Raw genomic sequence first — 20,427 nt, forward strand, 5'->3', positions numbered from 1 at the left:
TTCCTCGCGCCCCCGGTTTCGTACCCGCTCGCGTGAAAATGACGGACACCCCCCGCCGATGCCCGTGGCGGGGGGTGTCCGTGGTGACTCGCGTGTGTCCAGTACGCGAGGGGACGCCGTCAGGCGTCGGTCTTGGCGAGGGCCGGGGTGGGCTGCTCGGTGGGGGTGGCGGCGGGGGCGGTGCGGCGGATGGCGAAGGGGACGACCGCGGCGACCAGGCACATGGCTCCGGCGACCCAGAACGCGTTCTGGTAGGCGTTGAGGGTGGGGAGGTGCACCGGGATGGGGAGCTTGAGGGTGTCGCCGGTGAGGATCGCGGCCATCACGGCGGTGCCGATGGCACCGCCGACGGTGCGCAGGACGGCGTTCATGCCGTTGGCGATGCCGGACTGCTCGGCGGGGACGGCGCCGTTGATGTAGGCCGGCATGGCGGCGTAGGCCAGGCCGACACCGAGGCCGAAGACGGCAGAGGAGAAGTAGATGTCGAACTCGGCGCTGTGGCGCAGGGCCAGGTAGCCCATGGAGACGGCGCCGAGCAGGCCGCCGAGGACCAGCGGGAGACGGGGGCCGCGGCGGGCGATCAGCAGGGCGCCGACGGGGGCGGCGACCATGGAGCCGATCGCGGAGGGCAGCAGCATGATGCCGGCGTGCAGGACGGTGGCGGTGAAGCCGTAGTGGGTGAACTTCTCCGGGGTCTGCGCGAAGTTGCTGATCACCATGAACGAGCCGTACATGCCGAAGCCGATGAGCAGGCCGGAGATGTTGGTGAAGGCGACGGCGGGGCGGGCCATCATCTTCAGGTCGACCAGCGGGTGGGCGACCTTGGACTCGACCAGCAGCCAGATGAGGGCGACGACGGCGGCGACGGCGAACAGGCCGAGGGTGCGGGTGGAGCCCCAGCCCCACTCGTTGCCGCGGCTGACGGCGATCAGCAGGGCGGACAGCCAGCCGGCCAGGGTGAGCGCGCCGAGCGGGTCGGCGCCGCCGTTCTTGTCGACGACCGGGTCGCTGGGCACCCGCAGGACCACCAGCGCAACGGCGGCCAGACCGAAGATCAGGCCCATCCAGAAGATCGACTTGTAGTCCCAGTGCTCCAGCAGCAGGCCGGTGGCGACCAGACCGAGGCCGGAGCCGACGCCCATCGAGGCGGAGATGGCGGCGACACCGGCGGTGACCTTCTGCTTCGGCAGCTCGTCACGGACGATGGCGATCGCCAGCGGCAGCACGCCGCCGCCCGCGCCCTGGAGCACCCGGGCGACGACCAGCAGGCCGAAGGAGTGGGTGCAGACCGCGAGGCCGGAGCCGAGCACCAGGCCGGCCAGCGAGATCAGCAGCACGGGCTTGCGGCCGCGCAGGTCGCCGAAGCGGCCCAGCAGCGGGGTGAGGACCGCCGCGGAGAGCAGGTTGGCCGTCATCAGCCAGGTGATGTCGGAGCCCGACACCTTCAGCTCGGCGGCCAGGCTCGGAAGGATCGGGACGACCGCGGTCTGGACCACGCTGTAGGCCAGCATGGCGAGGATCAGCGCGGGCAGGACCCTGGCGCTGGTGGGCTTGGCGGCCGCGGCGGTGGGCTGTGGTGCCTCACTCACGGGAAATCCTCCGGTTGCTTCATACGGCGATAGTGCAGGAACTGAAGTAACGATCCAGGGGGATGCTTCAATCTGTCAAATATCTAATGGTGAAGCTTTGGCAAAGTCGAAGCCCCGGCCCGCCGAGGCGGACCGGGGCCGGGAGTTGGCGATTCGTCAGACCGGCGACGTCGCCGGGGGCGACGGCTGCGCGTTCCACGGCTGTTGCTGTTGCTGTTGCTGTTGCTGTTGCGCGGCCGCGCCGTCGTCCGCACCCGCGCCCGCGCCGTCGGTCGCGCCGTGCACCTGCACCTGCTCGCGGCGCAGCTCCTCGCGGATCACCTGCTCCTCGGTGTACCGCTCCACCACCAGCCGCACCCGCTCCACCGGGACCAGGTACTTGCGGACCACCGGACGCTCCTCGCGCAGCGTGACCTCCTCCATCGCCTCGGCGATCTCCTGGTCGCTCAGCGCCTCCCGCTCCGCGTCCGACACCGGGAACCGCTCCACCCGCACCCGTTCCCGCACCACCGGCACCCGGCGCTCCACCACCTCGGTGGTCACGTACTTGCGCAGCCGGGTGGTGCCGGTGTTGTGCCACTGGGTGGTGATGTCCAGGCGCTCCTCGCGGCAGGTGATCTCCAGCGCCTTCTGCCGGTCCGCCCGGGCGGCGAGCGGCTCGGCGGGCCGGGCCGCGGGCCGTTCGGTGGGCCGGGCCGCGGGCGGCTCGGGGGTCGGGTCGGGCCGAGTGAAGCCCAGGGGCGCGGGGGCCGGGCCCTGGGCCGGGCCCTGGACCGGGCCGGGGGAGGAGGCGACCTCGCCGAAGTCGCGGTCGGCCACCTGCTCCGAGTGCTCCTTCGGGGCCGGCTCCGGGGCGGGCCCGGCGGTGAACCGGACGGACGGCTCCTCGTCGCCCGAGGTGTTCAGCCCGTAGTAGCGGTACAGCTCCAGCTCCTGCTCCGGGGAGAGGTGCTGGCCCACGCCGAAGTCCGGGGACTCCTTGATCAGTGACTTGTCGTACGGGACGTGCAGCTCGTCGCCGGAGAACTCGCTGGTGGCCAGCGGGACGAAGGCGTCCCGGCCGAAGATCCCGGTCCGGACGGCCGCCCACTCCGGTTCGCCGGTGGCGTCGTCCAGGTAGACCTCGTCGACCGTGCCGATCTTGTCACCGTTCCGGTCGACCGCCTTGTGTCCGATCAGGTCGCGCGGATCGATATCGGTCTGCACGCTGTCCTCCCGCCGCTGCTCCTGGGGGACCCGTCGGGGGAGCGGCCGGAGGAGCGTGCCGGGCCGCTATTCCACACCAAAAGCCACGTAACGGACGGTGTCGCCCCGGGTGCCGCCGTCCGGGGTCGATCGCAGGGCCGTCACGGTGATCGACCAGGTCGGCGCTGGTACCCTGGGCGGCGACCGCCGAGCCCGCTCGGGAGAGTCCCGGCCCCTGATCAAGGGGGTTGCGGGACGCCGAAGGAGCAACCCCTCCCCGGAATCTCTCAGGCATCCGTACCGAGTGGGACCAGGTCACTCTGGAAAGCAGGGCAGGACCGTCGGCACCGAAGCCATCGGACGCTGCCCTCGCCGACGGTGCAAGCCGACCGGGGCACCACCCGGGCGCGCGAAGCTCTCAGGTACCGATGACAGAGGGGGAGGCTGACGGGTTCGTGCGCCCCGACGCCCCACAGCGGCCGGCCGGCGTGCGTACCACCGCCGGTCCGCGACCAGGAGGCCCGACCCCCATGAACGCCCAGCCGACGCTCAGCGACCTTGAGCAGGCCAGCCCCTTCGAGCACCGCCACATCGGCCCCGACAGCGACGCCCAGCAGAAGATGCTGGCCCAGGTCGGCTACACCTCGCTGGACGAACTGTCCGACGCGGCCGTGCCCGACGCCATCCGCAGCCTCACCGCGCTCGGCCTGCCCGCCGGCCGCAGCGAGGCCCAGGTGCTCGCCGAGCTGCGCGAGCTCGCCGGCCGCAACCAGGTCCTCACCTCGATGATCGGCCTCGGCTACTACGGCACCTTCACCCCGCCGGTCATCCTGCGCAACGTCCTCGAGAACCCCGCCTGGTACACCGCGTACACCCCGTACCAGCCGGAGATCTCGCAGGGCCGCCTGGAGGCCCTGCTCAACTTCCAGACCATGGTCGCCGACCTGACCGGCCTGGCCACCTCCGGCTCCTCGCTGCTCGACGAGGGCACCGCCGCCGCCGAGGCGATGGCCCTGGCCCGGCGCGTCACCAAGGTCAAGGGCGGCGTCTTCCTGGTCGACGCCGACACCCTGCCGCAGACCCTCGCCGTGATCCAGACCCGCGCCGAGCCGACCGGCGTCGAGGTCGTCACCGCGGACCTGTCGAACGGCATCCCCGCCGAGATCGCCGAGCGCGGCGTCTTCGGCGTGCTGATCCAGTACCCCGGCGCGTCCGGCGCGGTCCGGGAGATCGAGCCCGTCATCGAGCAGGCCCACCAGCTCGGCGCGATCGTCGCCGTCGCCGCCGACCTGCTCGCCCTCACCCTGCTGCGCTCGCCCGGCGAGCTCGGCGCCGACATCGCCTGCGGCACCTCGCAGCGCTTCGGCGTCCCGATGGGCTTCGGCGGCCCGCACGCCGGCTACCTCGCCGTCCGCGCCGAGTACGCCCGCAACCTGCCCGGCCGCCTGGTCGGCGTCTCCGTCGACGCCGACGGCAACCGCGCCTACCGGCTCGCCCTGCAGACCCGCGAGCAGCACATCCGCCGCGAGAAGGCCACCTCCAACATCTGCACCGCGCAGGTGCTGCTCGCCGTGATGGCCTCCATGTACGCCGTCTACCACGGCCCCGACGGCCTCGCCGACATCGCCCGCCGCACCCACCGCTACGCCGCCGCGCTCGCCGCCGGCCTGCGCGCGGGCGGCGTCGAGCTCGCCCACGACGCGTTCTTCGACACCGTCACCGCCGTGGTGCCGGGCCGCGCCGACGAGGTCGTGGCCGCCGCCCTGGCCGGTGGCGTGAACGTGTACCGGGTGGACGCCGACCAGGTGTCGGTCTCGTGCGACGAGACCACGACCCGTGAGCACCTGGCGGCCGTGTTCGCCGCGTTCGGCATCTCCGCGGAGATCGCCGAGGACGCCGACGCGCTGCCCGCCGCGCTGCTGCGCGAGGACGAGTACCTCACCCACCCGGTGTTCCACAGCCACCGCTCCGAGACCGCCATGCTGCGCTACCTGCGCCGCCTGTCGGACCGGGACTACGCGCTCGACCGCGGCATGATCCCGCTGGGCTCCTGCACCATGAAGCTCAACGCGACCACCGAGATGGAGCCGATCACCTGGCCCGAGTTCGGGCAGCTGCACCCGTTCGCGCCGGTCGACCAGGCCGAGGGCTTCCTGACCCTGATCCGCGGGCTGGAGCAGCAGCTCGTCGAGGTCACCGGCTACGACGCCGTGTCCATCCAGCCGAACGCCGGTTCGCAGGGCGAGCTGGCCGGCCTGCTGGCCGTCCGCGCCTACCACCGCGCGAACGGCGACACCCAGCGCGACGTCTGCCTGATCCCGTCGTCCGCGCACGGCACCAACGCGGCCTCGGCGGCGATGGCCGGCATGCGGGTCGTCGTCGTCAAGACGCTGACCGACGGCGACGTGGACGTCGAGGACCTCAAGGCCAAGATCGAGCAGCACCGCGAGCAGCTGGCCGTGCTGATGGTCACCTACCCGTCCACCCACGGCGTGTTCGAGACCCAGATCACCGACATCTGCGCGCTCGTCCACGAGGCCGGCGGCCAGGTGTACGTCGACGGCGCCAACCTGAACGCGCTGGTCGGCCTGGCCAAGCCCGGCAAGTTCGGCGCGGACGTCTCGCACCTGAACCTGCACAAGACCTTCTGCATCCCGCACGGCGGCGGCGGCCCCGGCGTCGGCCCGGTCGCGGTGCGCGAGCACCTCGCGCCGTACCTGCCCAACCACCCGCTGCAGGCCGAGGCCGGCCCCGCGACCGGCGTCGGCCCGATCTCGGCCGCGCCGTGGGGCTCGGCGGCGATCCTGCCGATCTCCTGGTCGTACGTGCGCCTGATGGGCGGCGAGGGCCTCAAGCGCGCCACCCAGGTGGCCGTGCTGAACGCCAACTACATCGCCAAGCGGCTCGCCCCGCACTTCCCGGTGCTGTACACCGGCCCCGGCGGGCTGGTCGCGCACGAGTGCATCATCGACCTGCGCCCGCTCAGCAAGGAGACGGGCGTCAGCGTCGACGACATCGCCAAGCGCCTGATCGACTACGGCTTCCACGCGCCGACCATGTCGTTCCCGGTGGCCGGCACGCTGATGATCGAGCCGACCGAGTCCGAGGACCTGCACGAGATCGACCGGTTCTGCGAGGCGATGATCGCCATCCGCGGCGAGATCGCGAAGGTCGGCGCGGGCGAGTGGGACGCGGACGACAACCCGCTGCGCAACGCCCCGCACACCGCGGCGATGCTGACCGGCGAGTGGGCGCACGCCTACACCCGCGAAGAGGCCGTCTTCCCGGCGGGCGTCAACCCGGCGGACAAGTACTGGCCGGCGGTGCGACGCATCGACGGCGCGTACGGCGACCGGAACCTGGTGTGCTCGTGCCCGCCGCTGGACGAGTACGACGCGTAGTCGCACAGCGAAAGCCGCCCGTCGGGGGAGTTCCCCCGGCGGGCGGCTTCGGCGTGGGCGTCTTCCGCTCGGTGCGGGAAGGGGGGCGGGCCGGGTGGGTCAGGAGTAGACCGGGCCGGTGAACTTCTCGCCGGGGCCGGAGCCCGGGGCGTCCGGGATCAGGGAGGCCTCGCGGAAGGCGAGCTGGAGGGAGCGGAGGCCGTCGCGGAGGGGGGCGGCGTGGAAGTTGGAGATCTCGGGGGCTCCGGCGGTGACCAGGCCGGCCAGGGCGGTGATCAGCTTGCGGGCCTCGTCGAGGTCCTTGTCGGCCTCGCCGCCCTCGGCCAGGCCGCACTTGACGGCGGCGGCGCTCATCAGGTGGACGGCGACGGTGGTGATGACCTCGACGGCGGGGACCTCGGCGATGTCGCGGGTCAGGTCGTCGAAACCGAGGGCCTGGTCGGACTCGGACGAGTGGTCGGGCTGGCTGGTCAAGGTGTCACTCCGGGGTGCTGGTGCGAAAGCGCAGTACAAAGGGAGCGTACAAGGCGGGCGGAGGCGGGCCGGAATACCGGTCGGCCCCGGAACGCTGGTATGCTTCGAGACTGACCGGCCAGGAACCCGATTCGGGTGCCCGGCCAGCAAGTGGAGGCTCCACTTCAGGAGGCCCGAGAGGGCAACTGCGACAGTCTCCCACCCGAGCGGCCGAAGGGTCGACGGGTCCGGTCCGTGGCGAGCGCCGCAAGGAATGCTTGCTGCCAGTGGTGTCCGACAGGGCACCCCGGAACGTGTGGAGCCCCGCCTGTACCGTGCGGGGCTTTTTTCGTGCGTTCGGTGCTTCTGCCAGACGGCGGAGGGGCAGCGAAGCATGAATGAAGCCCCGCCCAGTGGTCGAAACCACTACGTGCGACCGCCGTCCGACGGCCGCATCGAAGAAGGTGCAACCGAGGAGGCCCCATCAGCACCGAGCCCCGCATCAACGACCGGATTCGCGTCCCCGAGGTGCGACTCGTCGGTCCCAGCGGCGAGCAGGTCGGCATCGTCCCGCTCGCGAAGGCGCTGGAGCTTGCCCAGGAGTACGACCTGGACCTGGTCGAGGTCGCCGCCACGGCGCGCCCGCCGGTGTGCAAGCTCATGGACTACGGCAAGTTCAAGTACGAGTCGGCCATGAAGGCCCGTGAGGCGCGCAAGAACCAGGCGCACACGGTCATCAAGGAGATGAAGCTCCGGCCGAAGATCGACCCGCACGACTATGACACCAAGAAGGGTCACGTCGTCCGGTTCCTCAAGCAGGGCGACAAGGTCAAGATCACGATCATGTTCCGCGGTCGTGAGCAGTCCCGCCCCGAGCTGGGCTTCCGACTGCTGCAGCGGCTCGCGGAGGACGTCCAGGAGCTCGGCTTCGTGGAGTCCGCGGCCAAGCAGGACGGCCGAAACATGATCATGGTTCTCGGCCCGCACAAGAAGAAGACCGAGGCGATGGCCGAGGCCCGCGCCGCCGCTGACGCCCGCAAGGCGGAGCGGCTCGGCCGCGGCCCGGCCGCGGAGCAGGCGGACGACGAGGTCGAGGTCGACGAGACCGAGGCCGCCGAGGTGGAGCAGGTCGAGGAGACCGAGACCGCCGCCGAGACCGCCGAGGTCGAGCAGCCCGCCGAGACCGCCCAGGACGCCTGAGCCTTCGGGCTCGGATTCCGAACGGGATCGGCACCGGACCCGGGGCAACCGTCCCGGAGACGAGATCCATCCAGTTCCGGCCCGCACCCCCGAGGTGCGGGCCGCGAACGGACCGACGAGGAGATACGGCGACATGCCGAAGCAGAAGACGCACAGCGGCGCCAGCAAGCGCTTCAAGATCACTGGCTCCGGGAAGGTGCTGCGCGAGCGTGCCGGCCGTCGCCACCTGCTTGAGCACAAGCCCTCGACGCTGACCCGCAAGCTGGCCGGCAACGCCGAGATGGCCCCCGGCGACGCCAAGAAGATCAAGAAGCTTCTCGGCAAGTGATCGCCCGCCCGCGGCCACGCCGCGGGCACAGCTGATCCTTACCGACCGAATCGAATAACGGACCGGCGGCACGAACCCGGGGTCCGGAACCAAGGAGTAATGAAGTGGCACGCGTCAAGCGGGCAGTGAACGCCCACAAGAAGCGCCGGGTCATCCTGGAGCGCGCCTCCGGCTACCGTGGCCAGCGCTCGCGCCTGTACCGCAAGGCCAAGGAGCAGGTCACCCACTCGCTCGTTTACAACTTCAACGACCGTAAGAAGCGCAAGGGCGACTTCCGTCAGCTGTGGATCCAGCGCATCAACGCCGCTGCCCGCAACAACGGCATGACCTACAACCGCTTCGTGCAGGGCCTGAAGGCCGCCGGCGTCGAGATCGACCGCAAGATGCTCGCCGAGCTCGCGGTCAACGACACTGTCGCGTTCGCCGCCCTGGTCGAGGTTGCCCAGAAGGCGCTGCCGGAGGACGTCAACGCCCCCAAGGTCGCCGCCTGATCCAGGCCGTGCCCTGACTGCTTTTTCCCGGACCCGCAGGCCGCCCGGCCTGCGGGTCCGTGCGTTGTGCCCCCGGCACGCCCTTGTCCTCCCGCCCCTCCGTGACGAAGAACGTGAGCATGAGCATCGAGACCCCCCTGCTGACCTCCCTGCGTTCCCCGCGCGTCGTCGCCGCCCGCCGTCTGGCCAAGCGCAACCAGCGGAGCAAGGAGCGGCGATTCCTGGCCGAGGGCCCGCAGGCCGTGCGGGAGGCGGTGGCGTTCGGGCGGCTGGCCGGCGGGGAGCACGCCGTGGTGGAGGTGTACCTGACCCAGGAGGCCGCCGAGCGGCACGCCGAGATCGTGACCACCGCGCGGGCCGAGGGGCTGCCGGTGCTGACGGCCACCGAGGAAGTGATCGCGGAGATCTGCGACACCGTCACCCCGCAGGGCATCGTCGCGCTGTGCCGGTTCATCGACACCCCGTTCGAGCAGGTGCTGGCGGCCCGGCCGAAGCTGGTCGCGGTGCTGGCGCACGTGCGCGACCCCGGGAACGCGGGCACCGTGCTGCGCACCGCGGACGCGGCGGGCGCGGACGCGGTGGTGCTGACCGACGCGTCGGTGGACCCGTACAACCCGAAGGCGGTGCGGGCGTCGGTGGGCAGCCTGTTCCACCTGCCGTTCGCCACCGGGGTGCCGGTCGAGGAGGCGGTGGCGCGGCTGCGGGAGGCCGGGGTGCGGGTGCTGGCCGCGGACGGCGCCGGGCAGCGCGACCTGGACCAGGAACTGGACGAGGGCACCCTTGAGGGGCCGTGCGCGTGGGTGTTCGGCAACGAGGCGTGGGGCCTGCCGGAGGAGACCCGGGAGCTGGCGGACGAGGTGGTGCGCGTCCCCATTCACGGGCACGCGGAGAGCTTGAACCTCGCCACGGCCGCCGCCGTGTGCCTGTACGCCTCCGCGCGCGCCCAACGCTCCCCCGGCGGGTGTCGCGGCACGGCCTGAGCGCGCTAGGGTCGGTCCTCAAAGCCGGTGCGGGGCGGGGGAGGACACCCATGGGCGGCGACGACGGCTTGGCGACCCTGGATCCGGACGACCTGCCGGACGGGCTGGTGGTCGCGGACGGACAGGGCCGGGTGGTGGTCTTCAACCGGGCCGCCGAACGGCTCACCGGCCGGTCCGCGCACTGGGCGATCGGCGTGGCACTGGAGCAGGCGCTGCCGCTGGAGGACCTGGACGGGCGGCGCTGGTGGCAGCTGACCGACCCGTACGGGGGCCTGGCGGTGCGCAGCGGGCAGCCGGAGCGGAACCTGCTGCTGCCCGGAGGCCGCGAGGTGCTGGTGTGCGTCCGGTACGTGCGGGAGCGGCCGGGCGGGACGGTGCGGCGGGTGGTGGTGACGCTGCGCGGCACCGAGGCGCGCCGGCGCACCGAGCGCAGCCACGCCGAGCTGATCGCGACCGTCGCGCACGAGCTGCGGTCGCCGCTGACCAGCGTGAAGGGGTTCACGGCGACGCTGCTGGCGAAGTGGGAGCGCTTCAACGACGGTCAGAAGCGGGTGATGCTGGAGACCGTCGACGCGGACGCGGACCGGGTGACCCGGCTGATCGCGGAGCTGCTGGACATCTCGCGGATCGACGCGGGCCGGCTGGAGATCCGCCGGCAGCGCCTGGACCTGGCGGCGGCGGTGCGCCGGCACGTGGAGGGGAAGGTCGCGGCGGGCATCCCGCAGGAGCGGTTCGACATCCGGGTGGCGGGGCCGCTGGGCGAGCAGTGGGGCGACCCGGACAAGATCGACCAGGTGCTGGCGAACCTGCTGGAGAACGCGGTGCGGCACGGCGAGGGCACCGTGACGATCGAGCTGGGGCCGGCGAAGGACGTGGTGGAGGCCGCCGGTTCGCCGCCGCGGCCGATCGAGGGCACCGCCGTCACCGTCAGCGACCAGGGCACGGGCATCGCGGAGGAGGCGATGCCGCGGGTGTTCACCCGGTTCTGGCGGGGTTCCAAGCGCGGCGGGACGGGCCTCGGCCTGTACATCGTGAAGGGCATCGTGGAGGCGCACGGCGGGGTGATCCGGATCAGCCGGGCGGAGGGCGGCGGCGCCAGGTTCCGGTTCGTGCTGCCCGCGGGGATTCCCGACTTCATGCTGTGACCCCGACTTCCCGCGCCGGGGGGCCGCTGCGCGGTCGTCCAGCGTGGCCGGTCGCGGCCTGCGACTACACTCGACCCTTGGCGTTCTCGCGGACGCCCGGCGAGGCAGCAGACCTGATCACGAGCAGGAGCACGGGAAGCATAGAGATGTCGGCACCCAACAAGTCGTACGACCCGGTCGAGGTCGAGGCCCTCAAGCCCGAGGTGGTGGAACAGGCCCGGGACGAGGCGATCGCCGCCTTCGCCGCCGCCGCCGACCTCGACGAGCTCAAGCAGGCGAAGGTCGCGCACACCGGCGACCGTTCCCCGCTCTCGCTCGCCAACCGTGAGATCGGCGCGCTGCCCCCGCAGGCCAAGGCCGCGGCGGGCAAGCTGATCGGGCAGGCCCGCGGAGCGGTGAACCAGGCCCTCGCCAAGCGGCAGACCGAGCTGGAGGCGGAGCGCGACGCCCGGGTGCTGGTCGAGGAGGCGGTGGACGTCACGCTGCCCTACGGCCGTGTCCCGCGCGGCGCCCGGCACCCGCTGACCACGCTCGCCGAGCGCATCGAGGACACCTTCGTCGCGATGGGCTACCAGGTGGCGTCCGGCCCCGAGGTCGAGGCGGAGTGGCTGAACTTCGACGCCCTGAACCTGCACGCCGACCACCCGGCCCGCTCGATGCAGGACACCTTCTTCGTCGAGGCGCCCGACGGCACCGCCGACTCCGGCATGGTGCTGCGCACCCAGACCTCGCCGGTGCAGATCCGGGCGATGCTGGCCGGCGAGCCGCCGCTGTACGCGGTCAGCCCGGGCCGGGTGTACCGGACCGACGAGCTGGACGCCACGCACACCCCGGTGTTCCGCCAGGTCGAGGCGATCGCGGTGGACGAGGGCCTGACCTTCGGCCACCTGAAGGGCACCATCGAGGTGCTGGTGGAGAAGCTGATCGGCGGCGGCCTGGAGCTGCGCTGGCGGCCCTCGTACTTCCCGTTCACCGAGCCGAGCGCCGAGATCGACCTGCAGTGCTTCGTGTGCCGCGGCGCCTCGGTGGGCAACCCGGACCGTCCGTGCCGGACCTGCTCCTCGGAGGGCTGGATCGAGCTGGGCGGCTGCGGCGTGGTCAACCCCCGCGTGCTGGTCGCCGCGGGCATCGACCCGAACCGCTACAGCGGATTCGCGTTCGGCCTGGGCCTGGAACGGATCCTGATGAACCGTCACAACGTCGCCGACATGCGCGACATGGTCGAGGGTGACGTCCGCTTCACCCTCCCGTTCGGGATGGAGATCTGATGCGCGTCCCGCTTTCCTGGCTGCGCGAGTACGTCGACCTGCCGGCGGGCGAGACCGGACGCGACGTCGCGGCCCGGCTGGTCCGCGCGGGTCTCGAGGTCGAGACGGTCGAGCAGCTCGGCACCGACATCAAGGGCCCGCTGGTGGTCGGCGAGGTCCTCTCCATCGAGGAGCTGCCCGGCTTCAAGAAGCCGATCCGGCACTGCTTCGTCAACGTGGGCGCCGCCAACGGCACCGGTGAGCCGCAGGAGATCGTCTGCGGCGCGACCAACTTCCGGGTCGGCGACAAGGTCGTGGTGATCCTGCCCGGCGGCGTGCTGCCCGGCCCGTTCCCGATCTCCGCCCGGCAGACCTACGGCCACACCTCGGCCGGCATGATCTGCTCCGCCCGCGAGCTCGGCATGGGCGACGACCACGACGGCATCATCGTGCTGCCGCCCGAGTACGAGGCCGGCACCGACGCGATCGAGCTGCTCCAGCTCGCCGACGAGGTCCTCGACATCGCCGTCACCCCGGACCGCGGCTACTGCCTGTCGATGCGCGGCGTGGCCCGTGAGGCCGCCGCCGCGTACGGCCTGCCGCTGGCCGACCCGGCGCTGCTGGACGTGCCGCCGGCGAACTCGTACGGCTACCTGGTGAAGGTCGCCGACCCGGTCGGCTGCGACCGGTTCGTGGCGCGCACCGTCACCGGCGTCGACCCGGCCGCGAAGTCGCCGATCTGGCTGCAGCGCCGCCTGCAGAAGTCCGGGATCCGCCCGATCTCGCTGGCCGTGGACATCACCAACTACGTGATGCTGGAGGTCGGCCAGCCGCTGCACGCGTACGACCGCGAGCGGGTGGACGGGCCGATCCAGGTCCGCCGCGCCGCCGAGGGCGAGACGCTGACCACGCTGGACGGCGTCAAGCGCAAGCTGTCCGCCGAGGACCTGCTGATCTGCGACAACTCCGGTCCGATCGGCCTGGCCGGTGTGATGGGCGGGGCGACCACCGAGATCCTGGAGCCGGCCTGCGACCCGGAGACCGGCGTCGTCACCGGCACCACCGAGATCATCGTCGAGGCCGCGCACTTCGAGCCGGTCGCGATCGCGCGTTCCGCCAAGCGCCACAAGCTGCCCTCCGAGGCGTCCAAGCGCTTCGAGCGCGGCGTCGACCCGGAGGCCGCCCGGGCCGCCGCGCAGCGCGCCGTGGACCTGCTGGTGCTGATCGCCGGCGGCACCGCCGAGGCCGGGGTCACCGACATCGCCGCCCCGCGCCCGGTGCGCACCATCGCCATCGACGCCGGCCTGCCGGACCGGGTGGCGGGCGCCGAGTACGGCCGCGAGACCGTCACCCGCCGCCTGCAGGAGGTCGGCTGCTCGGTCGTCGGCGCGGACGTCCTGGAGGTCACCCCGCCGTCCTGGCGGCCCGACCTGACGGACCCGTACGACTTGGTCGAGGAGGTCGTCCGGCTGGAGGGCTACGACAACGTCCCCGCCCGGATGCCGGTCGTCCCGCCGGGCCGCGGCCTGAGCGAGGCGCAGCGCTTCCACCGCCGGGTGGGCGTGGCGCTGGCCGGCGCCGGCTACGTGGAGATCAACGCGTACCCGTTCGTCGGCGAGGCCGCGTTCGACGGTCTCGGCCTGGACGCGGACGACGCGCGCCGGCGCACCGTGAAGCTGGTCAACCCGCTGAACGACGCCGAGCCGGCGCTGCGCACCACGCTGCTGCCGGGTCTGCTGGGCGCGCTGCGCCGCAACGTGGGCCGCGGCAACACCGACCTGGCGCTGTTCGAGACGGGCACGGTGTTCCTGCCGAAGGCGGAGCCGAAGGTCGCGCCGCGGCTGCCGGTGGACCGCCGTCCGACCGAGGAGCAGCTCGCCGAGCTGAACGCGGCGCTGCCGGACCAGCCGCGCCGGGTCGCCGTCGCGCTGACCGGCGAGCGGCTGCCGTCGGGCTGGTGGGGCAAGGGCGCGCCGTCCGGCTGGGCGGACGCGATCGAGGCGGCCCGTACGGTCGCCGCGGCCGCGGGCGTGGAGCTGACGGTCCGCCAGGCGCAGTACGCGCCGTGGCACCCGGGCCGCTGCGCGGAGCTGCTGGTCGGCGAGGTCGTCGTCGGTCACGCCGGTGAGCTGCACCCGCGGGTCGTCAAGGCGCTGCACCTGCCGGAGCGCACCAGCGCGATGGAGCTCGACCTGGACCTGGTGTTCGAGGACGGTCGCCGGGTGTCCGGCCCGCCGGTCTCGTCGTACCCGGTGGCGACGCAGGACGTGGCGCTGATCGTGGACGCGGGCGTGCACGCGGCGGACGTGGAGTCGGCGCTGCGCGAGGGCGCGGGCGAACTGCTGGAGTCGCTGCGGCTGTTCGACGTGTTCACGGGCGAGCAGGCCGGTGCGGGCAGGAAGTCGCTGGCGTACACGCTGCGCTTCCGTGCCGCGGACCGGACGCTGACCGCGGACGAGGCGTCGGCGGCCCGCGAGTCGGCGGTCGCGGTGGCCGCGGAGCGCACCGGCGCGGTGCTGCGCGGAGCCTGACGGTACGACCGGAGCCCCGCCGCGCCCCGGACCTTCGGGTCCGGGCGCGGCGGGGCTCCGTCGTGTCAGGGCGTCACTTGCAGTTGGCCTTCACCGCGGTGACGATCCGGTCGCCCTGCTGGGGGGTGAGGCCGCTCTTGAGTTCGGCGAACTTCGTGACGGCGACCTGTCCGAGGCCCGCGCTGTCGCTGCTGGGCTTCTGGATCTCCTTGCAGAGCTCGGCGGCGGCGTCGATGGCCTTCTGCTGGTCGTCGATCAGATGGGGGTCGATGTCCTTCAGCGCGCCGAGCATGGTGATCTCGGCGTCGACGGCCTGGTCCCAGTTGTCGTCCTCGGAGGGGGCCGCGGTGGCGGCGGGCTTCTTGGCGTCGCTCTTGGAGCCGCCCGGGAAGTCGCACGAGCTGAGGGTGAGGGCGACACCGAGGGCCAGGCAGCCGAGGGCGGTTCGCGTGATGACGGATCGCATGGGGGACACTGTGCCAGACCGCCGACGGACGGCGGGTCCGGTCCCGAAAAGGTGTGCGGGACGCCACGGTTGACGCTTCGGGCGGCCGTGCTGCTATGGTCCACCGGTCAGCCTTCGAACGCGCCCGCGGCAGCGTCGGAGGCTTTTTTCATGACTTCTGACACGGTGTGGGGTGCGGGGGGCGGCGGTTCCGCCCGTCCGGTGGGCTACTCGGCGTTGCTGCGGCAGCGGGAGTTCGCCGGGCTGTACGCGAGTTTCTCGCTGACGGCGGCGGCGGGGACGCTGTCGGGTTTCGCGCTGGGTTCGCTGGTGCAGGCGCGGACCGGGTCGCCGCTGCTGACGGCGCTGAGCATGTTCGGGTCGTCGTTCGCGGCGGTGGCGGGCGCGGTGACGCTGATGTCGGTCGCGGACGGCGGCCGGCCGCGGCGGACGCTGGTGGCACTGCACGGCCTGTCGCTGGCGGCGGTGGCGGCGCAGGCCGTGCCGGGGCTGCCGTTGGCGGCGCGGTTCGGGCTGCTGCTGGTGGTGGGGTTCTTCCAGTCGCTGGGCACGGGCGCGCGGATGGGGCTGCTGGCGGAGATCGTTCCGGCCTCCGGGTACGCGCCGGCCAGGTCGCTGATGAACATCACGGCGGGCGGCGCCTCGGTGCTCGGGTTCGGGCTCGGCGGGGCGCTGCTGGCGGTGCTGAGCCCGTATCAGGTGTTCGGCCTCGCCGGGGTGTTGGCGGCCGCGGCGACGATCGTGGTGGCGGCGACGGTGCGGGAGCGTTCGGTGCGGGCGGCGCGCCGGCCGGGGGTGCGGGAGACCTGGCGGGGCAACGCGGCGCTGCTGGGCCGGCCCGGGCGGCGGGCGCTGCTGCTGAACCTGTGGGTGCCGAACGGGCTGGTGGTGGGCTGCGAGGCGGTGTTCCTGCCGTACGCGCCGGGCTGGGCGGGCGTGCTGCTGGCGGCGGCTTCGGCGGGGCTGCTGCTGGGCGACCTGGTGGTGGGCCGGCTGCTGGACGAGGCCGGGCGGGCCCGCTGGGCGTATCCGCTGCGGCTGCTGCTGGCGGGGCCGTTCCTGCTGTTCGCGCTGCATCCGCCGGTGGTGGTGGCGGTGTGCGCGGCGGGTGCGGCCGGGGCGGGGTTCGCGGCGACGCTGCCGCTCCAGGAACGGCTGCTGGCGTTGACGCCGGACGCGGAGCGCGGCCAGGTGCAGGGCGTGGAGTCGGCGGGGCGGATCACCTGGCAGGGCGTCGGCGCGGCGTTCGGCGGTGCGCTCGCCCAACTCCTGGAGCCGGGTTGGGCGATCGCGGTGCTGGCGGCGCTCTCGCTGGCGGTGACGGCGGTCTCCCGCCGGGCGGTGCGGCGGGAGGCCGGGGCCGTCACAGCGGGCGGTGCATGATGTGCAGTCCGACCGGGCCGTGCACGGGGTGGCGGAAGCCCTCGGGGACGGTGCCGAGGACGCGGAAGCCGAGGGACTCGTACAGGTGCACGGCGGGTGCGTTGGTGGCGACCACGGCGTTGAACTGCATGGCGTGGAAGCCCTGTTGGCGGGCCCACTGGAGGGCGTGCTCGCACAGGGCGCGGCCGGTGCCGCGGCCGGTGCGGTCGGGGTCGACCATGAAACTGGCACTGGCGATGTGCGCGCCGTTGCCCCACTGGTTGTTGTTCATCTTGGCGGTGCCCAGGACCGTGCCGTCCTCGTCGACGGCGACGACGGTGCGGTTGGGGGCGGTGAGCAGCCACCAGTCGCGGGCGGTGTCGGCGGCGAGGTCGACCGGGTAGGTGAACGTCTCGCCGGCGCGGACGATGCGGTGGAAGAACGGCCAAATGGCCGTCCAGTCCTCGGGGGTGGCGTCGCGAATCATCATCCGGTCCAGCTTGGCGGGCCGGGCAGTGGTGGGCCAGCGGTTTTTCGCCGCATCTTCTGGCGAGTACCCGTCGGATGCGGTCGGACGTCTTGCGGGGCTGCGCGGCGGACGCTTCAATCCCTGTTAGGAAACTTTCCTAACCCTCTCCTGCGGGCACCCTCATGCCCGCAGCCGGCCGACGGAGCGTCAGATGCAGACCAAGCACCGCACCACCCGCGCCGCCCTCGCGATCCTGTTCGCCGCCCTCCCGCTCACCCTGGCCGCCGCCGGGACGGGCACCGCCGCCGCGGCGTCCGTCGGCCTGGACGACGCCCACAAGAAGGAGATCGCCATGGAGCTGGTCTCCTCGGCGGAGAACTCCTCGCTCGACTGGAAGGCCCAGTACAAGTACATCGAGGACATCGGCGACGGCCGCGGCTACACCGCCGGCATCATCGGCTTCTGCTCCGGCACCGGCGACATGCTGGACCTGGTGCAGCACTACGCCGACCTGAAGCCCGGCAACGTGCTGGCGAAGTACCTGCCCGCGCTGAAGAAGGTCAACGGCAGCGACTCGCACTCCGGCCTCGGCACCGCCTTCGTCAACGACTGGAAGACCGCCGCCAAGGACACCGTCTTCCAGACCGCGCAGAACGACGAGCGCGACCGGGTGTACTTCAACCCGTCGGTCAAGCAGGCCAAGTCGGACGGGCTGCGGGCGCTCGGCCAGTTCGTCTACTACGACGCCATCGTCATGCACGGCCCCGGCAACAGCTCCGACTCCTTCGGCGGCATCCGCGCGGCCGCCATGAAGAAGGCCAAGACGCCCGCCCAGGGCGGCGACGAGGCGACCTACCTGAACGCCTTCCTGGACGCCCGCAAGGTGATCATGGAGCAGGAGGAGGCGCACGCCGACACCAGCCGGGTCGACACCGAGCAGCGGGTGTTCCTGAACGCCAAGAACTTCGACCTCAACCCGCCGCTGAAGTGGAAGGTCTACGGCGACCCGTACCAGATCAACAGCTGACCGGCCGCCCGCGGCGGCGCCCGGCTCCCGCTCCGTGCGGGGCCGGGTGCCACTGCGTTGTCGATCGTTCGTCAACACACGTGCTGCGCACCGTTATTACAACTCGGACACAACCGGGCCGCTGCGCCCCGGTCGGTCGATAGCCTCGGCCTCGACCCGCGCCCGTTTCCGAGGGGGAGCCATGCGCATCCGAGCGACCGTCACCGCCGCCTGCCTGGCCGCCGTCCTCGCGGCGGGCGGCTGCGCACCGGCCGCCGACCGGTACGGCCTGGCGTTCGACTCCGACCGGGGCAGCGGCGACGTCGAACTGACCGCCTGCGGCGTCGACGACCAACTGCACTGGCCCGCCGCCACCGTCAGGATCACCAACCACTCCGCCACCACCAGCAACTACGTGGTGCAGGTCGCCTTCCTCGACCGCGCCGGCCGCCAGGTCACCGAGGGCGTCGCCGCCGCCAGCACCCTCGCCCCCGCGCAGGACGCCCTCGAACAGGCCCAGGGCACCGCCGACCCGGGCGGCCCGGTCAGCTGCCGGGTCGTCGACATCGCCCGCTACGCCACCCCCTGAAACGCCTCCGGCCGCCCCCCGCGCGAAGCAGAGGGCGGCCGACGGGGGGTGACGGAAGGTCAGGCCGTGTAGTCGTAGAAGCCGCGGCCGGACTTGCGGCCCAGCAGGCCCGCGTCCACCATCCGCGACAGCAGCGGCGGCGCCGCGTACAGCGGTTCCTTGTACTCCTCGTACATCGACTCGGCGATCGACACGATGGTGTCCAGGCCGATCAGGTCGCACAGCCGCAGCGGGCCCATCGGGTGGGCGCAGCCGGCCTCCATGCCCTTGTCGATGTCCGCGGCCGTCGCCACGCCCGACTCGAACATCCGCACCGCCGACAGCAGGTACGGCACCAGCAGCGCGTTGACCACGAAACCGGCCCGGTCGCGGGCCCGGATCGGCTCCTTGCCGAGCGCCTCGACGGCGAACTGCTCGGCCCGGGCGGTGGTCTCCGCCGAGGTGGTCAGCGTCGGGATGACCTCGACCAGCTTCTGCACCGGCGCCGGGTTGAAGAAGTGCAGGCCGATGACCTGCTCCGGGCGGCTGGTCGCCGCCGCCAGCTTCACGATCGGGATCGAGGAGGTGTTCGACGCCAGGATCGCGTCCCGGCGGGCCACCACCTGGTCCAGCGTCTGGAAGATCTTGACCTTGATGTCCTCGCGCTCCGCGACCGCCTCGACCACCAGGTCCCGGTCGTGGAAGTCCGCCAGGTCGGTGGTGAACGCCAGCCGCGACAGCGCCTCGTCGCGCTGCTCCTCGGTCAGCTTGCCGCGCCGAACAGCGGTCTCCAGCGAGTTGGTCAGCCTGGTCCGGCCGAGCTCCAGCGCCTCGCCACTGGCCTCCGAGACCAGCACGTCCAGGCCGGAACGGGCGAAGACCTCGGCGATGCCCGACCCCATGAGGCCGCAGCCGACTACTCCGACACGCGCGATGTCACTCACTCAGATGCCCTTCACGTGGAGCTGGGGGTCACCCAGCCGGTGGTGTCACGGCCGCCACGCCCCGGTCGGGGCCGGACGGTCCGCCCGGACGACGGTACTACCTGCCTTAACGCTCGTTCACCTCGGACCGGTCCCGGCAGCTATCACCCGAACGGGTGAGCCTCGGCGGGTGCGCCCACCCCCGCTGCGCGGCCGGGACCAGAATGCGAACGTCCAGCCGCAGGAGGGAGCAGGCAGATGGGATCCGGATCACTCGACGGTCAGGTCGGACTGGTCACCGGCGCCGGGCGGGGCATCGGACGGGAGATCGCCATCGGCCTCGCCGCCGAAGGCATGGCCGTCGCCCTGATCGGCCGCACCCGGCAGACACTGATCGACACCCTCAAGGAGTGCGTCCACCACGGTGCGCGCGGCGTCGCCGTCACCGCCGACGTCAACAACCCCGGCGCCGTCCGTGAAGCCGTCCGCGCCGTCGAACGCGACCTCGGCCCCGTCGACCTGCTGGTCAACAACGCCGGGCAGATCGACCGCGCCGAGGCCCCGATCTGGGAGACCGACCCCGTCCAGTGGTGGCAGGTCGTCGAGACCAACCTGCGCGGCCCCTACAACCTGCTGCGCCACGTCCTGCCCGGCATGGTGGAACGCGGCCGCGGCCGCGTCGTCAACCTCAACAGCGGCTTCGCGCTCCGCCCCGACGGCCGCTACACCGCGTACGCCACCTCCAAGGGCGCGCTGCTGCGGCTGTCCGACAACATCGCCGACTCGGTCGCGCCGCACGGCATCGTGGTGCTCGACATCAGCCCCGGCGCCGTCGAGACCGACATGACCGCCGACCTGCCGATGTTCCGCGGCAAGAAGGACTGGGCCTCCCTCCCCTACATGGTCGCCGTCACCGTGGAGGCCGCCCGCGGCCGCTTCGACGCCCTGCACGGCCGCTTCCTGCACGCCGAACGCGACGACCTGGAGACCCTGGTCGGCTCTGCCGAGGCCATCCGTGCCGCCGATGCACGCACGCTGCGCCTGCGGCCGTACGGGCCGGACGATCCGATGATCTGACGATGC

General features: G+C 72.4%; 18 protein-coding genes and 1 riboswitch. Of the genes, 12 read left to right on the plus strand and 6 right to left on the minus strand.

The features are described from left to right. Positions 1–119: 119 nt before the first annotated feature. Both ACI1MP_RS29985 and ACI1MP_RS29990 read right to left on the minus strand, forming a co-directional pair. The gene (locus ACI1MP_RS29985) at positions 120–1,589 is read right to left on the minus strand and encodes an MFS transporter (RefSeq protein WP_380344276.1); all 1,470 of its coding nucleotides are present in this window, start codon (positions 1,587–1,589) and stop codon (positions 120–122) included. Between the two features lie 156 nt (positions 1,590–1,745). Further along, positions 1,746–2,795 carry a DUF2382 domain-containing protein gene (locus ACI1MP_RS29990; RefSeq protein WP_404869911.1) on the minus strand — a complete coding sequence of 350 codons (1,050 nt, stop codon included), beginning with the start codon at positions 2,793–2,795 and terminating at the stop codon, positions 1,746–1,748. Positions 2,796–2,982: 187 nt separating this feature from the next. Next, positions 2,983–3,087: riboswitch (glycine riboswitch) on the plus strand. A gap of 217 nt (positions 3,088–3,304) precedes the next feature. On the opposite strand from ACI1MP_RS29990, the gene gcvP reads away from it, so the two are divergent. Further along, the gene (gene gcvP / locus ACI1MP_RS29995; protein WP_380344281.1) at positions 3,305–6,175 is read left to right on the plus strand and encodes an aminomethyl-transferring glycine dehydrogenase; all 2,871 of its coding nucleotides are present in this window, start codon (positions 3,305–3,307) and stop codon (positions 6,173–6,175) included. A 99-nt stretch (positions 6,176–6,274) separates the two neighbouring features. Here the strand turns inward: gcvP and ACI1MP_RS30000 are convergent, their stop codons facing one another. Further along, positions 6,275–6,649, minus strand: a complete 375-nt coding sequence (locus ACI1MP_RS30000) for a DUF1844 domain-containing protein (protein ID WP_100589936.1) — start codon at positions 6,647–6,649, stop codon at positions 6,275–6,277. A gap of 462 nt (positions 6,650–7,111) precedes the next feature. Here ACI1MP_RS30000 and infC point away from each other — a divergent pair, with 462 nt between their 5' ends. The 7 genes from infC to pheT all read left to right on the plus strand — a co-directional run bounded on the left by infC (position 7,112) and on the right by pheT (position 14,550). Further along, entirely contained in the window at positions 7,112–7,828 is a 717-nt protein-coding gene (infC, locus tag ACI1MP_RS30005) for a translation initiation factor IF-3 (RefSeq protein WP_100589937.1), read from the plus strand. A 133-nt stretch (positions 7,829–7,961) separates the two neighbouring features. Next, positions 7,962–8,156: a 50S ribosomal protein L35 gene (gene rpmI, locus ACI1MP_RS30010; RefSeq protein ID WP_030268653.1), complete on the plus strand. Its 195-nt coding sequence runs from the start codon at positions 7,962–7,964 to the stop codon at positions 8,154–8,156. A 104-nt stretch (positions 8,157–8,260) separates the two neighbouring features. Further along, entirely contained in the window at positions 8,261–8,647 is a 387-nt protein-coding gene (gene rplT / locus ACI1MP_RS30015) for a 50S ribosomal protein L20 (RefSeq protein WP_043908885.1), read from the plus strand. 125 nt (positions 8,648–8,772) lie between these two features. Beyond that, on the plus strand, positions 8,773–9,627 hold the full coding sequence (locus ACI1MP_RS30020; protein WP_043909513.1) for an RNA methyltransferase: 855 nt from the start codon (positions 8,773–8,775) through the stop codon (positions 9,625–9,627). 50 nt (positions 9,628–9,677) lie between these two features. Next, positions 9,678–10,772: an ATP-binding protein gene (locus ACI1MP_RS30025; protein WP_380344286.1), complete on the plus strand. Its 1,095-nt coding sequence runs from the start codon at positions 9,678–9,680 to the stop codon at positions 10,770–10,772. A gap of 146 nt (positions 10,773–10,918) precedes the next feature. Continuing rightward, positions 10,919–12,040, plus strand: a complete 1,122-nt coding sequence (pheS, locus tag ACI1MP_RS30030) for a phenylalanine--tRNA ligase subunit alpha (RefSeq protein WP_100589939.1) — start codon at positions 10,919–10,921, stop codon at positions 12,038–12,040. Beyond that, positions 12,040–14,550, plus strand: coding sequence for a phenylalanine--tRNA ligase subunit beta (gene pheT, locus ACI1MP_RS30035; protein WP_404869912.1), 2,511 nt, complete (start codon positions 12,040–12,042; stop codon positions 14,548–14,550). The genes pheS and pheT overlap by 1 nt, the downstream gene beginning before the upstream one ends. Before the next feature lie 73 nt (positions 14,551–14,623). Here pheT and ACI1MP_RS30040 read toward each other — a convergent pair whose 3' ends face one another. Then, positions 14,624–15,016: a hypothetical protein gene (locus ACI1MP_RS30040; RefSeq protein ID WP_380340907.1), complete on the minus strand. Its 393-nt coding sequence runs from the start codon at positions 15,014–15,016 to the stop codon at positions 14,624–14,626. 150 nt (positions 15,017–15,166) lie between these two features. On the opposite strand from ACI1MP_RS30040, the gene ACI1MP_RS30045 reads away from it, so the two are divergent. After that, a complete protein-coding gene (locus ACI1MP_RS30045; protein WP_404869913.1) occupies positions 15,167–16,399 on the plus strand; it encodes a hypothetical protein in 1,233 nt (410 codons plus the stop codon). Here the strand turns inward: ACI1MP_RS30045 and ACI1MP_RS30050 are convergent. After that, on the minus strand, positions 16,380–16,868 hold the full coding sequence (locus tag ACI1MP_RS30050; RefSeq protein ID WP_388001016.1) for a GNAT family N-acetyltransferase: 489 nt from the start codon (positions 16,866–16,868) through the stop codon (positions 16,380–16,382). The two genes, ACI1MP_RS30045 and ACI1MP_RS30050, sit on opposite strands and share 20 nt — an antisense overlap. Positions 16,869–17,058: 190 nt before the next feature. On the opposite strand from ACI1MP_RS30050, the gene ACI1MP_RS30055 reads away from it, so the two are divergent. After that, a complete protein-coding gene (locus ACI1MP_RS30055; RefSeq protein ID WP_404869914.1) occupies positions 17,059–17,874 on the plus strand; it encodes a chitosanase in 816 nt (271 codons plus the stop codon). Positions 17,875–18,055: 181 nt separating this feature from the next. Then, on the plus strand, positions 18,056–18,442 hold the full coding sequence (locus ACI1MP_RS30060; RefSeq protein ID WP_100589945.1) for a hypothetical protein: 387 nt from the start codon (positions 18,056–18,058) through the stop codon (positions 18,440–18,442). Positions 18,443–18,501: 59 nt separating this feature from the next. Here the strand turns inward: ACI1MP_RS30060 and ACI1MP_RS30065 are convergent, their stop codons facing one another. Continuing rightward, a complete protein-coding gene (locus tag ACI1MP_RS30065; protein WP_063856517.1) occupies positions 18,502–19,365 on the minus strand; it encodes a 3-hydroxybutyryl-CoA dehydrogenase in 864 nt (287 codons plus the stop codon). 237 nt (positions 19,366–19,602) lie between these two features. On the opposite strand from ACI1MP_RS30065, the gene ACI1MP_RS30070 reads away from it, so the two are divergent. Beyond that, the gene (locus tag ACI1MP_RS30070) at positions 19,603–20,421 is read left to right on the plus strand and encodes an SDR family NAD(P)-dependent oxidoreductase (RefSeq protein ID WP_380340643.1); all 819 of its coding nucleotides are present in this window, start codon (positions 19,603–19,605) and stop codon (positions 20,419–20,421) included. Positions 20,422–20,427 lie beyond the last annotated feature (6 nt).

The organism is Kitasatospora griseola (assembly GCF_044999035.1).
Lineage (GTDB): Bacteria > Actinomycetota > Actinomycetes > Streptomycetales > Streptomycetaceae > Kitasatospora > Kitasatospora griseola.